This is a genomic window from Streptococcus sp. 27098_8_103 (assembly GCF_041432345.1).
Taxonomy (GTDB): domain Bacteria; phylum Bacillota; class Bacilli; order Lactobacillales; family Streptococcaceae; genus Streptococcus; species Streptococcus mitis_BV.
In genome coordinates this window covers 11,945-28,023 of record NZ_JAPVZK010000007.1, presented here as the reverse complement: position 1 = coordinate 28,023, position 16,079 = coordinate 11,945, and the positions used below count along the sequence as shown (strand labels likewise).

The following is a 16,079-nucleotide window of genomic DNA, read 5'->3' as shown; positions in this document are numbered from 1 at the left end:
GCTTTTTGAAATTCAACAATATACAACGATGTAAGGCTAATTGAGACAAGAAAACGACAATAAACTTCAAACATTATAAAAACGCATCATATCAGATATTCAAAACCTTGATACAATGCGTTTTATAGACTATAAGACTAGTTGTCTTTTCTTCTCAAATTGAGTTTTCCCTAGACTTTTCAACTTATTTCGCTTCAAATCCTTCTGCGACTGCTTCCGCAAAGTTTTCTTCTACGATGCTTGCACAGTGGTCACAGATGACTGCGTGGTAGCTACGTTCTGCTGTTGTTGGATCGATGCGACGGCAACGGTCACATACTTGGCCTGCAGCGCGTTCAACAGTGAAAGCTACATCTTCAAAGCTCACAGCATTTTCCGGAGCTGGTTCTTCTGCAATGGTCAAGTCAGACACGATCAAAAGTTGAGCTACATTGCTGTTTACTGCTTCGAGTAGAGTTTTCACAACTTCGTTTGGATAAACTGTCAAGTGAGCTTCAAGTGATTTACCGATAACTTTTGCATTACGAGCTTCTTCCAAGGCTTTTTGAGCTTGTCCACGGAAGTCCATGAAGGCAGCCCATGTATCCAAGATTTCTTCTTGACTAGCAAAAGTTTCTGCTTCTGGCAATTCTGACAATTGAACAAAGTCTTCAGCTTCAAACTCAAGATATGACCAGATTTCCTCTGCTGTATGAGGAAGGATTGGTGTCAAGAGTTTAGTGATTTTCACAAGAATGTCATAGAAGACAGTCTGCATTTGACGGCGTTCCAGTGATTTTGCACCTTCGATGTAAACAACATCTTTGGCAAAATCAAGGTAAAAGGCTGACAAGTCAACGTTGATAAAGTTCACCAAGGCCTTGTAGATTGTCAAGAATTCAAAGTTAGCATAAGCATCACGAATGGTCTTGACAAGCTGGTTAAAGCGAATAGTCATGTACTTATCAACTGAACGAAGCTCATCGTAAGCTACTGTATCTTGAGCTGGGTTAAAGTCAGATGTATTGGCAATCAAGAAACGAAGGGTATTACGAATCTTACGGTAAGTTTCAGAGACTTGGCTCAAGATATCCATAGAAATACGCACGTCATTGCTTGAGTCCACACTTGTTACCCAGAGACGCAAGATTTCCGCACCAAATTGTTTTTCAACATCGCTTGGAGCAATGGTATTTCCAAGAGATTTAGACATCTTCTCACCTTTACCATCAAGGGCAAAACCTTGTGACAAGATTTGTTTGTAAGGTGCTACGCCATGATTGGCAACAGATGTGATGAGTGATGAGTTAAACCAACCACGGTACTGGTCAGAACCTTCTAGGTAAAGGTCTGCTGGGTAAGTCAACTCAGGACGGTTTACTACCACTCCATTCCATGATGAACCTGAGTCAAACCAAACGTCCATGATATCAGTTTCTTTTTTGAACTCGCCGTTTGGTGAACCTGGATGAGTAAATCCTTCTGGTAAAAGGTCTTTGGCATCACGTTCCCACCAAATGCTTGAACCATGTTCCTCAAAGAGTTGAGCCACATGTTCAATCGTTTCAGCAGTCATGATCGCTGTACCATCTTCAGCGTAGAAAATTGGAAGCGGAACACCCCAAGCACGTTGACGAGAGATAACCCAGTCGCCACGGTCACGAATCATATTGTAAAGACGGACTTTACCCCATTCTGAGTGGAATTTCACTTTTTCAATTTCATCTAAGATTTCTTGGCGGAATTTAGAAACTGAGGCAAACCATTGTGGTACTGCACGCCAGATGATTGGTTTCTTAGTACGCCAGTCAAATGGGTATGAGTGAGAGATTTCTTCTTGGGCAAGAAGGAGGTTACCAAGTTTTTCAATAACAGTTGGAACTACCTTTTCATAGAATTGACCTTCAAACTCAGGACCAGCATTCTTCATCATGATACCACGTTCGTCAACAGTCACTGCGACTTCAAGACCATTAGCAATACCGACATTGTAGTCATCCTCACCAAAACCAGGGGCTGTGTGGACGATACCTGTACCAGAATCAGTCGTAACGTGGTCACCAAGGATAACCAATTCATCTACAGCTGTATCCCATGGGTGTTCTGTGACGATATGATTCAATTCTTGACCACGGTAAGTTGCCAAAACTTGAACATCAGCCCAGCCAAATTTCTCAGACAAGCTAGTCAATAATTCTGCAGCAACCACAAACTTACGAGTTTCACCAGCAGGTTGAACCAAAACGTAATCAATATCTGCACCAACAGTCAAACCACGAGAAGCTGTGATGGTAAATGGAGTTGTTGTCCAGACTACGATATAAGTATCTGTATCTAGAACACCTTTACCATTTTTTACCTTGTTGGCATAGTAAAGGGAAGTTGAAACCAAATCATGGTATTCAATCTCCGCTTCAGCAAGAGCCGACTCAGATGACCAAGACCAGTAAACTGGTTTAGCACCACGGTAGATGTAACCTTTATTAGCCATCTCACCAAATACACGGATTTGAGCTGCTTCATAATCAGGAGTCAAAGTCACATATGGATTTTCCCAGTCACCAGAAACACCCAAACGTTTGAAGTCTTCGCGTTGTTTATCTACTTGAGAAAGAGCATATTCACGGCAAAGTTTCAAGTACTCAACCAAGTCCATTTCTTTACGTTTGATACCTTGTTTTGCCAAAACTTGCTCGATTGGCAGACCATGTGTATCCCAACCTGGGATAAATGGTGCGTAAAAACCTGACATTGATTTTGAACGAACAATGATATCTTTTGAAATCTTATTCATAGCGTGTCCAACGTGGATATTTCCGTTCGCGTATGGAGGGCCATCATGCAGGGTGAAATGAGGTTTTCCTTGGTTCAATTCTTGACGACGTTGGTAAAGTTTTGCATCTTCCCATTCCTTTTGCCAAACTGGCTCTTTGGTAGGAAGGCCTGCACGCATTGGGAAAGCTGTTTTCCCAAGGTTAAGGGTATCTTTGAGTTTCATGGTATCTCCTTTATAAATAATAACAAATTAAAAACCACGACTTCCAAAAAGGACGAAAATCGTGGTACCACCTTTATTCGAAAAAAGACTCAGCTTTTTTCCTCTTATCCCGTAACGTGGGGAACGTCAAATCTTACTAGCTTCAGACTTGAGTTTTTGAGAGGATAATCTTATCATTAGGGATTACAGGACTCACACCATCTCCTGCTCGCTGGAAATATAAGGATAAGATATTGTTCTCAGATTATTTCTTATAAAATTGTAACAGATTCTTGCGGTGCCGCAAAACCTGGTTCTGAGTTTACAGCTTCAGTAGCTGGTGTTGGTCCTGAGTAATGGCTTGGAGCTATTTCTGGCTCTTCATACATTGGACCAACTGGATGAGCCGGACTTTCTTCAACAACCGGAGCTGGTGAAACCACTTGTTCTTGCTCAGCTCTTGCTTCGGCTTCTGCAAGTTCCTTATTAGCCGCTTCGATACGCGCTTGCAACTCTGCCATTTCCTCGGGAGAAAACTGGCGAGTAATATCAATTGGTTCTTCCTCTGGATGTTGTTGCAAGACAGAGTCACCTAAGACTTCGCTGACTACTTCTTTGAAGGCCTCATCACTTGTCTGAAGATAAGTCGCTGTTGGGCGAAGAATATCCTCCCAATCTGAAGATTCAACAATTGCTAACTGGCTCTCAATTGTAGATTTAAGACGTTGATGGAAGACACGGCTCTTGTTCTTCAATTCTTCAGTTTCGACAGCAACTTTCTTAGCATTGTCAGTTGCTTGACGAAGAATTTCATTTGCCTTATACTTAGCTTCTTCCAACAAACGTTGGGCATCTTGCTCTGCTTGTTGGATAATATTATTTGAACGTTCCGTTGCAGCTTGTTTTACTCGCTCTGCTGTATCTTGTGCAATCAATACAGACTGGCTCAATGAATCTTTCATCTCATCAAAGTAAGACAAACGCTCTTCCAAACTCTTAATATGTAAATCCTTATCATGATTAGAGCGAACCAAATCTTCATAATCACGGACTACAATATCTAAAAATTCATCTACTTCTTCTTGATCAAACCCTCTGAAGCGTGTGCTAAAAGTTTTATCTTTGATTTCTAACGATGTAATTGGCATATTTTTCCTCACTTACTTAATAACAATTGGACCGTTAATTTCTTTTTATCTTTTTTTGTTTGCCCATTATCTCTAACGAGTTTCAATCGACCAAATTTCCTAACACTAATCAAATCACCAACTTGAACTGCATAATCTGATTTTTCAACTAAATGATAATTAACTTGGACTGCCTGTTTTTCAATTAACTGACTTGCCTGATTTCTAGACAGCTTGAAGACACCTGCCAGAAAAACATCTAATCTAGAACTAGCAATACAAATATCTAATTCTTGATAATCTTCTACTGTAGCAATTCTCTCAGTAAAATGCCGTTCTTCTAGACGAACCGGTAAACGAGCAATTTTCGTAATGCCGTCTTGAAAAAGGAGAGTAAACTGTCGATTAATGATAATCTGTGCTCTCTCTTCGTTGACTAAGATATCACCAAATAGCTTCCTATCAATTCCCAGCTGATTTAAAACAGTCCCTAATATTTTCGCATGTGTTAGGCGTTCAAACTTATTAGGATAGACTATTTCTTGCAAGGATAGTTCAAAATCAGAGAATTCCGGCTCAAAATAATCAGGATACAGGAGTACCCGTACATATTCAGTTTCAAGAAACTGCCGACTGCTCATATAGGAGATGCCGTTGGTCGATGCTAGAACCTTTAAAATCTTTTCTTGATGGGGATTTATAAAGGGTGTTAAAAAAGGAGAATAAGAATCTTCTACCTTTTTTATCCATTCTACTCCCTTATCAATAAAAGACGAATCATTCTTAGAAAAGTGTTGATAAATCATCTTGTTCATAGAAAGATTACTAAAAGTCGAATCAACTGCTCCCCTAGGAAGTGAACTAGTAATACCGCAATCCAGACAGACAAGTCAAGACCTGCAATCTGGAGGGGTAAACGTTGCAAGGGAGCTACTATCGGTTTCACTAAACTAATAATCAAGCGTCCAAGACGTGATTCATAAGCATTGGGAAACCAAGACATCAGAGCAAAAATGATTAAAATCAGTGAATAGATATCCACTGCATTTTGAACAAAACGAATGAGAAAGATCATTATCTCACTCTCGTACGTTTCATATCAAAGCCAAATTCACCATTTTGTGATTCATCTGGAATTTTGATGTCTTCAATATTGACGACAACATCAACTGGTGTCAGCAGGTACATAGTAGATGCTACCTTTTTCATGTTACCAGCTAAAACATGGCGCGCCCCATCCAGATAGTCCAAACAACGACGAGCTTGAACTTCTGTCATATATTGGAAATCAATCAAAATACTTTCGTTGCCAGCTAATAAATCAACAATATCTGTGGCATCTTCGTATTTACGTGGATAACGAACATCAATTGTCACCTTATCAGTAGAACGTTGACTTTGCATAGCCAACTCTTGTTGACGGGCATGAAGACGAGTGATGTTTTTATCTTTAGATGGCGTGCTACCAGCTTGTTGAGGCAACTCTTGAACAGAAGGGACTGGAGTCACAATCGGCTCTTCAGCTTTAGGCTGATATGTAGTACCAACATCTTCTCCATCTTCTGTAAAATAATCTATAAATTTATCAAATCTATCTTTTAAAGACATATTTCTTTCCTATTTAAAAAATGCTGTACCAATTCTGACAAAGGTTGAGCCAAATTCAATCGCTTCCTTGTAGTCACGACTCATACCCATACTCAAGTCCGTCATTGGCATATTGGGAATTTGTTTTTCTCTAATTTCTAGTTGCAAATCCTGCGTAGCTTTAAAAATTTCTTTCAACTCATCACTACTAGCTTCAAAAGGAGCCATGGTCATCAAGCCGACATATTCAATTTTATCTAAGGTGGCCAATTCTGGCAAGAGCTCCAGTAGTTCTTCCCTTGAAAAACCATGTTTGCTCTCTTCCCTTGAGATATTTACTTGTAAGAAACACTTAACAACTCGGTCACTTCTTTTTTGAATTTCCTCTGCTAGCTTTAATGAATCCAAAGCATGGAAATAATCAACATACTGAATGACATCTTTGACCTTGCGTCTTTGCAAGGTTCCAATCAAATGCCAGGTAATATTTCTATCTTTTAAAGCTTCATATTTCTCAAGAAATTTATCCACACGATTTTCACCAATATGATGCACACCTAGCGGAAGCAAAGCCTCCGCTGTCGGTACGTCTACATATTTTGTAACAGCAACAACCGAAACAGAATTGGCTTCTCTTCCTGACTGCTGACTTGCATCTTTTACTTGTTGAAAAACACGTTCTGTATTTTCTTTCAAATTCATTTACTTAACGATTTTTGAAAAATGGAGGAGTGTCTAATTCATCCTCATCGTGTAAAGATGGCGCTTCGAAACGTTCAACTGGTGATACCACTGAATCAGTTGGTCGAACAATTGTCTCACGACGCAAGTCCCAATCACCAAATGCTGAAGTTTGAGAAGTTTCTGTGCGACGAGGCGCTGGACTTGGAATTTCTGCAGTTTCAGCCATATCAAACTGACGATTATGATTGTGTGCATGATTAGGACTTGCTTGTTCATGACGGACAGCTTGTCTTGGTGCATGGCCCACAACTTTTTCAACACGATCTTGACGAACACCAGTTGCAACGACTGTCACACGAATTTCATCTTTCATGTTTTCATCGATAGATGTTCCGAGCCAGATGTTCACTCCTTGACCAGCTGCTTGGTTGACAATTTCTGAAGCTTCTTCTGCTTCAATCAAAGTCAAATCAAGACCACCAGTAACGTTGACGATAACATCCTCAGCACCGTCAATAGTTGTTTCAAGAAGTGGTGAGTAGATTGCCTTACGAGCTGCTTCTACCACACGTTCTTCACCACTACCGATACCGATACCCATTAGGGCGTTTCCTTTATTTGCCATAACTGTTTTCACATCGGCAAAGTCAAGATTAATCAAACCAGGATTTGTAATCAAGTCCGTAATCCCTTGAACACCTTGGCGAAGTACGTTATCTGCTTCGCTAAGAGCTTCAAGAAGTGGAGTTTTCTTATCAACAATTTCAAGCAAGTTGTTGTTTGAAATAATCAATAGAGTATCCACATGCTCACGAAGTTGATTGATTCCTTCTACAGCATACTGACCACGTTTGCTTCCTTCAAAACCGAAAGGACGTGTCACAACACCAACTGTAAGAGCACCTAAATCTTTAGCAATGCGGGCAATAACAGGAGCTGCACCAGTACCAGAGCCCCCTCCCATACCTGCAGTAATGAAGACCATATCTGCTCCAGTAATAGCTTGAGTCAAGGCTTCTTCGCTTTCTTCAGCTGCCTTTTGACCAACTTCAGGTCGACCGCCAGCACCCAAACCACGAGTCAATTTAGGGCCTAACTGAATTACAGTCTCAGCTTTTGTACTACTCAAAGCTTGTACATCTGTGTTTGCTGCGATAAATTCTACGCCTGCAACACCTTCGTCAACCATGCGGTTAATGGCGTTACCGCCACCTCCACCAACACCGATTACTTTAATAACTGCACCTTGAGCTGCTGCTGTATCAAATGAAAATGTCATAGTTTATTTTTCCTCTTTTATTCATCAAACATGCTTCCGATTAAGCCACGGAAACGATCTGCGATTTTTGGTTTATTTTGAGAAGATACTTTATCTTCTTTGGGAGCAACTACGTTCGTAGAAGCTGATTGCTCTACCTCAGTATTTTGAACTGGTTGAATAGGGGTAGGTTGTGCTACTTGCGTAACGCGTTGAATCATCCCACCAAAATTAATTGGTTGGTGACGCAAAGTATCCTCACCCTTGACTGCTCTTTGTGCTAATAAATGCACCTCAGTCAATTGACCAGCAAATTCAGACAAGCTAATCACATGAGCGAAGGCAGGATTACGGATTCCAACTTGATTTGGAACGTAAAGTTTGACACCAACGCCAAAGACTTCCTGTGCAAGTTCTACAACACCTGGTAAAATAGCATTTCCACCAATCAGAACAATCCCACCTGGAAGATCCAACAAATGTCTTCTTTCCAACTCTTGTTTGATTTGTTCAAAAATGTGCTTAATGCGGGCTGAAATAATCTCTGCTAGGTAGCTTTCTGTAACTTCTACAGGCTCTACTTCACCAATTACTTCAACTTGGAAGGTTTCATTGCTTGCAAGTGAAGGGTAGGCTTCACCATAGTTTAATTTCAATCCTTCAGCTAATTTCTGTGAAGTCTTCAAGACTTTAGAGATATCTTTTGTGACATAATCTCCACCTTCTTGAAGAATATTTGTAAACTGGAGTTCTTGGTTACGGATTGTAGCAACAGTTGTTTGACCTGCTCCCATATCAATCACAGTAGCTCCAAATTCACGCTCACCTTCGTTCAAGACTGAACGAACCAAAGCCAATGGTGAAATAATAATATTTTCAACTTGAACACCTGAGCGCTCAACTGTCTTGCGTAAATTGTGAAGAATAGTACGTGGACCTGTGTAAAGCAAACCACGCATTTCAAGACGAACCCCCATCATACCACGTGGGTCACGAATGCCTTGGAAACCATCTACGATAAATTCTTCTGGAATAAAAGTAATGACTTCACGATCTGGTGTCATACTCTTTGTCAAGGCTGATTTAACAACATTTTCAACATCTTGATCTGTAATTTCTTTTGTATCAGATGTAACTGGAATCATACCTTGAGTTGGTTCTACTTGCAAAAGATTTCCAGGCAAACCAACATTCACTGATTTGATTGAAATGCCAGCTTTCTCTTCTGCTTGGGAAATAGCTGACTTGATAGCAGTTGCTGCTGCTTCAATATCAACGATAATCCCATCCTTTACACCTTTACTCTTGGCATTACTTACACCAATTACGTTTAGTTCACCATTTCTATGCTCGGCAACCAATACTTTAATCGAATTAGTTCCGATATCTAAGCCTGTAAAAAAACCATCTCTAGCCATTACATCGCATCCTCTCTCTTCCAAGTTTCAAACTTCTATTCAATATAGCTAAAATAGGGCATAGCTATTCACAGAATATTATAACACAAAAAATCCAATCGTGCTTAGTTTTTCCTAAATTTACTTACCATTTTTTCACATTCGCTCATCAAATTTTTTTATTTTCCAAACAAGTTATAAAAAATCAGATTTATGAAAAAAAGAAAGCTCATTTCTAAGCTTTCTTTGCAATCATTTTTTCTGCTTCTTGTTCTAAAAATAGTTCCAAGATTTTCTTTGTTAACGTAATCGCTGCTGATAAGGCCAGGGAAACGATTAAATAATTAGCTACTAAGCCATGGTCTCCAACCAATGGTGGTTTTGTCAAGAATCCGTAATCTCCACCTGTTACTAAATTGACCACAAAAATCAAGGCATTTAGTGCAAAGGTCATGAGAAAAATTCCCTTCACATCCAGCAATCGCGCGTTATACTGTCTCAATAGATAAACTAAAGAGTTCCCCAAGAGAGCTAAGTGGCCAAAGATAAAGGATAAAATCGTAATATGTGGGAAAGGATAGGCATCTGACACTGGATAAACAAAGGCTGCTAATGTCCCAAATGTTCCTAGTAATGCAAAATACTGCCTATATTTGGACTGACCAGGTAGCAAGAGCACCACAAACATAGCCATACGACAATGGTAAAAGGGTAAACTTTCTGACAGAGGCATATGATTGACCCCATACCAACCATAAAGCAGGATCAACTGAACCGCCTGCAAGATTTGGAAAAATCGTTGGTAAGCCTTCTTTTCACGATAACGATAGGCTGTATAAAAGGTCAAAGCCAAGAGTGTAAATATACTGACATACCAAAAAAGGTCAAATTTGGGTGGCTCTGTTGCTTGGGTCGTAAAGAAAATATCCCATAAATTCATCTAGTCTTCCTCATGATTCAAAATTTTCCTGCATATTATTATACCATGCTATTTGTCAAAAATGGATTTAGAAATACGATAATCATCTTCTTAATCAAGATATTGCTCCCTCTGACCTTGATAAACCTGCCAAAGAATCTCTATTTGCTCCTTGGTAATGCGTTTTTCAGATAAGGCTGGCAGTTGATCAATGGCAAAAAATTGAAGGTCAGCAATTTCTTGATTTTTTTGGAATTGTCCATCAAGAAGCTTACATTCAAAAACAAACTTTGCATATTGCTTGCTCTGTAGTTGGAAACGATTTGTATCAAAAACAGCTAGTAGTCTTTCTACTTTAGCTTCAAAACCGGTTTCTTCTTCAATTTCCTTGAGAATATTTTCTGTTGGAGAATAACCAACCTCACCAAAGCCACCTGGCAAAGCCCAATCATTCTCTCCTTGTCCCCTAACCAGACAAATCTTTTCGTCCTCAACAATCCAAGCACGGACGTCCATTAACGGAGTTGCATAAGCGGAAGTTGGCTTCAAGACTTCTGCCACTTCTTCGGAATCAAGGTCTGATGCCTGATTCAACATTTCAGATAAAAGGCCTCGCAAGTCTTCGTAGCGCTCACGGTCGAAAGGATCTTTTGTAAAGGTTAATCCAGTATCTGTAAGGGCAATCATTCTTTGAAGATACTTGACAAAATCACTTGTCTTCATGTTCTAAACTTTCTACCAGCTTAGCTAGATTCATGGAGTTAGAGCCTTTGAGCAGGATTTGGTCGTGGACTCCTAAGCTTTCCTTGACCTGCTTAACTAGGGCTTCAAATTGGTCCTCGTTAGCTGTTTTCTTGAAGTAGAAAACATGTCCGATTGGGAACATTTGACTGGCCAGTTGAGCCAATTCAGCAATATCTTCCCCATAGAAAATAACGGTATCCAACACATCTGGGAAAAGACTTAAAATCATCTGGTTATGGAGCTGAACAGACTGGTCACCAAGCTCCTTCATATCCGCCAACACTGCAATTTTCTTGCCACCTTCATTGGCTGGAATGGCAGAGAAAGTCTCTAAAATCAGCTTCATAGCAGTTGGATTCGCATTGTAAACATCTGATAGGATATCTGCTCCATTGGCCGCTTTCTTCCACTCGGTACGGTTACGCGTCAATTCAAGATTTTGGAAGGCCAAACGAATTTGCTCCTCTGACACTCCTTCTTGCAGGGCAACATAGGATGCAATCATAGCATTAGTGGCATTGTACTTACCAGTCACTGGCAAATCAAGGGCTTGTTCCAAGAAATTAGCCTTAAAGTTCAGACTATCCTTGCGCTCAATCAAGTCTGTGATTTCCAGCTCTGCTCCTTGCCCAAAACGGACCACCTTTTTATCAGTAGGCAAGTAGTCCTCTACAATCGGGTCTGCTGGGGCCAAGAGCAAAGAACCTTCAGGCATGCCATCAGCAATTTGCATTTTCCCTTTAGCGATTTCCGAACGGTCTTTGAAAAAGGCCAAATGAGCTTCCCCCACCAAGGTAACGATAGCTGTCTTTGGATGAGCCAATTCTGACAAGAGATGAATATCTCCCAAGTGATCCTGCCCCATCTCCAAGACCAACTTTTCTGTTCCTTCAGGCATATGGAGAACGGTGTAGGGAAGGCCAATCTCGTTATTGTAGTTTCCTTGTGTTTTGTAGGTTTTGTAGGTTGTTGATAGTAAATGCGCCAACATATCCTTGGTCGTCGTCTTGCCATTTGAACCTGTAACTGCAAAGACATCAACAGCCGTTTTCTCAAGATAGTAGGCAGCTAGTTGTTGAAAGGCAGTCAACACATCGTCTACTAGAATGTAGGGATGATTTGCGACCTCTTTCTCAGACAGGGTTGCAGTAGCGCCATTTTCAAAAGCTGTTTCGATAAAGTCGTGACCATCACGCGCACCTTTGAGAGGCACAAATAAATCTCCAGTCCCAATCAAACGACTGTCAAACTCAGCTTTTTCTAACTGAGTGTTCGCAAAAAGACTAACATCATTTTTAGCTCCAACAGCTTGGGCAACTTCGTGGATTGTTAATTTCATTTCTACTCCTTTAAAAAGGGTTGAAGTCCGAGAACTCTGATCACCTTGCAGTGACGGTTCTGGCTTCTACCCTCTCTTTCATTTTTATAGCAAATGCGCTTCGCGCTTGTCAAAACTTTCCTTGGCAAGGTCAACCAAACGCTCGATTAGGTCTGGGTAGCTGATTCCCATATTATCCCAAAGTAGTGGATACATAGACCACTGGGTGAAACCTGGCATGGTATTAAGCTCGTTTAGGAAAATCTCGCCCTTATCTGTATAGAAGAAATCGCAACGAGATAGACCAAGGCCACCAATCGCACGGAAGGCTGTTTCTGCATTATGACGCATGACAGCTACCACATCATCACTGATTTTGGCTGGGATGTCCATAGTAATCTTGTTATCAATATACTTGGCATCATAGTCGTAGAAAGCAACATCCTTGACTACTTCTCCTGGCAGCGTGCTTTTGACATCGTAGTTGCCTAAGAGACCAACCTCAATTTCACGGGCATTCACTCCTTGCTCAACCAAGACACGGCTGTCATATTGGAAGGCAAGTTTCAAGGCTTGACGGAGTTCTTCTTGATTTTCAGACTTAGAAATACCGACACTTGAACCCATGTTTGACGGTTTGGTGAAGACTGGATAAGTCAATTTTTCTTCAACTTCAGCGATTTTAGCAGTCACATCATCGCCTTCGACAATGGCCACATAAGGAACTTGGGCAATCCCGACAGATTCTAAGACACGCTTAGTGGTGATTTTATCCATGGCAAGACTAGATGACAATATGTTACAACCAACATAAGGCATTTTCAAAACTTCGAGGAAGCCTTGAACTGAGCCATCTTCTCCCATCGGACCGTGAAGGACTGGAAAGACCACTGCTCCCTCTTCGTATATAGCACTTGGTGCAACTTGCTTATCCCAATCAATAGTTTCATTGGTCATAAGACGATCCTCTTGACCTGGAGTCTGGCTAAATTCTTGCGTTTTAATAAAGTCACCTGACTGGCTGATGAAGAATGTCTTGACTGTGAAACGGTCGTAGTTGACCGCACGCATGACACTTTCAGCTGAAAGGACAGAGACTTCACGCTCTGCACTACGTCCACCATATAAAAGAATAATCGTTTGTTTCATATTATTTGTTCCAATTCTAATAGAATACTCATTCTTTAGTATATCATATTTGCTTCTTTTTTGAAACTTGAACCTGATACTGGTCTTCAAGTAATCTAAAAAGAGACCGATAAAACAAAGTCGGTCTCCGTGATTTTTGTATAAATGAATTTGAGTTTGTTAATTGTCCACACTTACAACTCTGTTCGATTTTCAATGGCTCGTAAGAGTGTGACTTCGTCCGCATACTCGATATCTGCTCCGACAGCGAGGCCTCGTGCCAGACGTGTAACCTTGATGCCAGCCGGCTTGAGCAAACGTGAAAGATACATGGAAGTTGCTTCCCCATCTGCTGTGGCATTGGTTGCTACGATTACCTCTGAAACTTCACTATCCATCAGACGAGTCATAAGGCTCTTGAGATTGATATCATCCGGACTGATCCCATTCATGGGAGAAATGAGTCCATGCAAGACATGATAAAGTCCATGGTATTCTTGGATATTTTCCATGGCTGCCACATCACGACTATCTTCGAGAACTAAAATCGTCGTCTGGTCACGACTTGGATCAGTACAGATAGAGCACGGATCATCATCAGTCAAGCGACCGCAGATGGAACAATAGGTCAGCTCTCTCTTAGCAGAAAGGAGATTTTTGGCAAATTCATTGACGTCGTCATCAGACATTCCAATGGTATAAAAGGCCAGACGTGTAGCCGTCTTAATCCCGATACCCGGTAACTTAGAATAACTATCAATTAGCTTGGCAATAGGTGTTGGATAAAGCATATGTTCCTTTCTAATTCATTGGATGGTGTTGGTTATAGAGGTTGATAATATCGCGTGCAATGGAAGGTCCAACACCATTTGTCAGATTGGTGTTATGCGGGAAGACAACGGCAACAGCGATTTGAGGATTATCTGATGGGGCATAGGCCACCGCGTTGGTATTGTTAGCTTTTTGACCACCTGCTACATAACTTTCGGCAGTCCCTGTTTTCCCACTAATGGATACAGCTGCACCATTTGAAAAGGCACGACCTGTTGTCAAAGCACTTCCACCGTGAGAAACTTGATAAAATCCTTGTTGAAGGATGGAAACATCAGACTCAGAAATATTAATTTTATTCATTTCCTTGGTATCAATAGATTGGATCAAATCCCCTAAGCCACCTTGTTCATTGTTTCCATAAATCCCTTCAACAATGTGGGGTGCAATCCGAACACCGTTGTTGGCAATGGTTCCAACGTACTGGGCCAATTGCATAGGAGTGTAGTTATCAAACTGGCCAAATGCATTGGTAATGTAATTGGCAAAATCATATTCCTTAGGGGTAAATCCTGTAGATTCATCCGGAAGGTCAATACCCGTTGAAGCTCCTAGGCCATATTCCGCAAATGTCGCACGTAGTTTCCCCATAGCGGATTTCAAATTGCTGGTTCCAACAAACATGTTTGGTTGATAAGTTTGGCCCATGATTCCCAAAGCTGTTTGAACCATGTAAGTATTCGAAGAATACTCCAAGGCTTCCACCGCTGTAATCGGAAATGAACCGTAAGCCTGAGTGTACCAAGAATTAATTGGAGCTGAACCTTGGAAAACAATCGGTTGGTCTGTCAAGGTCTGATTCCCTGATAAGACTCCATTCTCCCAACCAGAGCTGATGGTCGCCGCCTTGACAACCGAACCCGGGACAAAGACATTGGTTACTGTTCCCAAGGAATCAGGTGTTAAATCTCCCGTTTTCAAGTCATGTTTTAGCCCTGACATAGACAAAACCGCACCTGTTTTTGGGTTGAGGGCGACTGCATACACACCTTCTGAATACTTGGCTCCTCCATTTCCCAGTTCGGAATTGAAATAACTCTTAAGCAGATTGTCCACGCTATCTTGGAAGGCCAAATCAATAGTCAGTTTAATATTATTCCCTTTGGTACCATCTTCGATATTTTCGACACTTTCCATATTGCCATACTTGTCTAGATGGACTTCTTTCACCGAGCGTTTTCCTTGCAAGGTTTCTTCATATTGTTTTTCTAGATAAGAAGTCCCAACACGGTCGTTTAGAGAATAACCCTTTTTGATATAAGCATCTGCTTCTTCAGCTGGTAGACCAGCTTTTTCACTAGATACACTTCCTACTATAGACGAAAGAGAAGTCTCTAGAACTTTTCGATCCCACGAAGTTGAAATACTGATCCCAGGTAAATTCTTAGAGGCCGAAGCAATCAAGGCAATCTGAGTATCTGTTAAGGAGTCTGTCGCAATGGTCCCTGTCGCAAAATTTCCAACTGCATTGAGTTGGCTAAAAAGATAAATTTCTTTCTTTTCGTCATCAGAGTAGGCCAATTGACTTGGATCGATACTTTCAACAGTATTATTGTAAAGTTCGGACTCAGATAATTGATTGCCATCAGAATCAAGTCGCTTCTCACGTGGTAAACTTTCCACTGCTTTCTTATAGACATCTTGATCTGCTAGATAATAGTCTACCAACTGTCGGTCAGTCAATGTTGGAGAAGAAACTCCCACATAGGCTAACAGCTTCTTAGCTGTTTCTTTTAAATCTGCAGCCGTCATTTTGTTGTTTCGAGTAAAGGAAACAACCTGTTTCACAGTATTTTCAACCAAAGGCTTGCCGCTGGCATCATAAATTTCGCCCCGGGCCGAGCTAGTGGTCACCTTTGTTTTACTAGCAGATGCTAATTTTGTCTCATAAAAATCCTTGTTCAAAACCTGCATATAAAGCAGACGACCAATGATGGCCATAAAGAGCAAAATGACGATTGAAAACAATAAATTAAGCCGAATCGGAATCGAATGGCTGTTAAATTTTCTCATACAAATCAGTCTCATTTCTATTTAAAATCTTACTCTTCATTGTACCATAATTTGAGCAGAAAATTATGGAAAAGAAAGAAGCTTTTTTCGTTTTTAAGGTAAGATACGTTTTTATTT

At 40.7% G+C, this 16,079-nt stretch carries 14 protein-coding genes; all 14 read right to left on the bottom strand.

Annotated elements, in window-relative coordinates:
* Positions 1-184 precede the first annotated feature (184 nt).
* The gene (gene ileS / locus O3599_RS03315; RefSeq protein WP_371511979.1) at positions 185-2,977 is read right to left on the bottom strand and encodes an isoleucine--tRNA ligase; all 2,793 of its coding nucleotides are present in this window, start codon (positions 2,975-2,977) and stop codon (positions 185-187) included.
* A gap of 251 nt (positions 2,978-3,228) precedes the next feature.
* Positions 3,229-4,104 carry a DivIVA domain-containing protein gene (locus O3599_RS03310; protein ID WP_371511978.1) on the bottom strand — a complete coding sequence of 292 codons (876 nt, stop codon included), beginning with the start codon at positions 4,102-4,104 and terminating at the stop codon, positions 3,229-3,231.
* A gap of 8 nt (positions 4,105-4,112) precedes the next feature.
* Positions 4,113-4,898, bottom strand: coding sequence for an RNA-binding protein (locus O3599_RS03305; protein WP_371511976.1), 786 nt, complete (start codon positions 4,896-4,898; stop codon positions 4,113-4,115).
* Complete coding sequence (locus O3599_RS03300; protein ID WP_020903260.1) at positions 4,895-5,158, bottom strand: YggT family protein; 264 nt, start codon at positions 5,156-5,158, stop codon at positions 4,895-4,897. Before O3599_RS03300 ends, O3599_RS03305 begins: the two co-directional genes overlap by 4 nt.
* A complete protein-coding gene (locus O3599_RS03295; RefSeq protein WP_000053357.1) occupies positions 5,158-5,691 on the bottom strand; it encodes a cell division protein SepF in 534 nt (177 codons plus the stop codon). The genes O3599_RS03300 and O3599_RS03295 overlap by 1 nt, the downstream gene beginning before the upstream one ends.
* Before the next feature lie 9 nt (positions 5,692-5,700).
* The gene (locus O3599_RS03290; RefSeq protein WP_247947333.1) at positions 5,701-6,372 is read right to left on the bottom strand and encodes a YggS family pyridoxal phosphate-dependent enzyme; all 672 of its coding nucleotides are present in this window, start codon (positions 6,370-6,372) and stop codon (positions 5,701-5,703) included.
* Positions 6,373-6,376: 4 nt separating this feature from the next.
* Positions 6,377-7,633 carry a cell division protein FtsZ gene (ftsZ, locus tag O3599_RS03285; protein WP_045605920.1) on the bottom strand — a complete coding sequence of 419 codons (1,257 nt, stop codon included), beginning with the start codon at positions 7,631-7,633 and terminating at the stop codon, positions 6,377-6,379.
* A 17-nt stretch (positions 7,634-7,650) separates the two neighbouring features.
* On the bottom strand, positions 7,651-9,030 hold the full coding sequence (gene ftsA / locus O3599_RS03280; protein ID WP_004257776.1) for a cell division protein FtsA: 1,380 nt from the start codon (positions 9,028-9,030) through the stop codon (positions 7,651-7,653).
* Positions 9,031-9,244: 214 nt separating this feature from the next.
* Complete coding sequence (locus O3599_RS03275; protein ID WP_001055234.1) at positions 9,245-9,949, bottom strand: TIGR02206 family membrane protein; 705 nt, start codon at positions 9,947-9,949, stop codon at positions 9,245-9,247.
* Positions 9,950-10,039: 90 nt separating this feature from the next.
* Positions 10,040-10,651 (bottom strand): NUDIX hydrolase, encoded by a 612-nt coding sequence (locus O3599_RS03270; RefSeq protein ID WP_078238179.1) that lies wholly within the window; start codon positions 10,649-10,651, stop codon positions 10,040-10,042.
* Complete coding sequence (gene murF / locus O3599_RS03265) at positions 10,638-12,011, bottom strand: UDP-N-acetylmuramoyl-tripeptide--D-alanyl-D-alanine ligase (protein WP_371511972.1); 1,374 nt, start codon at positions 12,009-12,011, stop codon at positions 10,638-10,640. Before murF ends, O3599_RS03270 begins: the two co-directional genes overlap by 14 nt.
* A gap of 84 nt (positions 12,012-12,095) precedes the next feature.
* Positions 12,096-13,139 (bottom strand): D-alanine--D-alanine ligase, encoded by a 1,044-nt coding sequence (locus tag O3599_RS03260; protein ID WP_261078495.1) that lies wholly within the window; start codon positions 13,137-13,139, stop codon positions 12,096-12,098.
* Positions 13,140-13,312: 173 nt separating this feature from the next.
* Positions 13,313-13,909 carry a recombination mediator RecR gene (gene recR / locus O3599_RS03255; RefSeq protein ID WP_000966748.1) on the bottom strand — a complete coding sequence of 199 codons (597 nt, stop codon included), beginning with the start codon at positions 13,907-13,909 and terminating at the stop codon, positions 13,313-13,315.
* Between the two features lie 10 nt (positions 13,910-13,919).
* The gene (pbp2b, locus tag O3599_RS03250; RefSeq protein ID WP_371511969.1) at positions 13,920-15,977 is read right to left on the bottom strand and encodes a penicillin-binding protein PBP2B; all 2,058 of its coding nucleotides are present in this window, start codon (positions 15,975-15,977) and stop codon (positions 13,920-13,922) included.
* Positions 15,978-16,079: the final 102 nt, after the last annotated feature.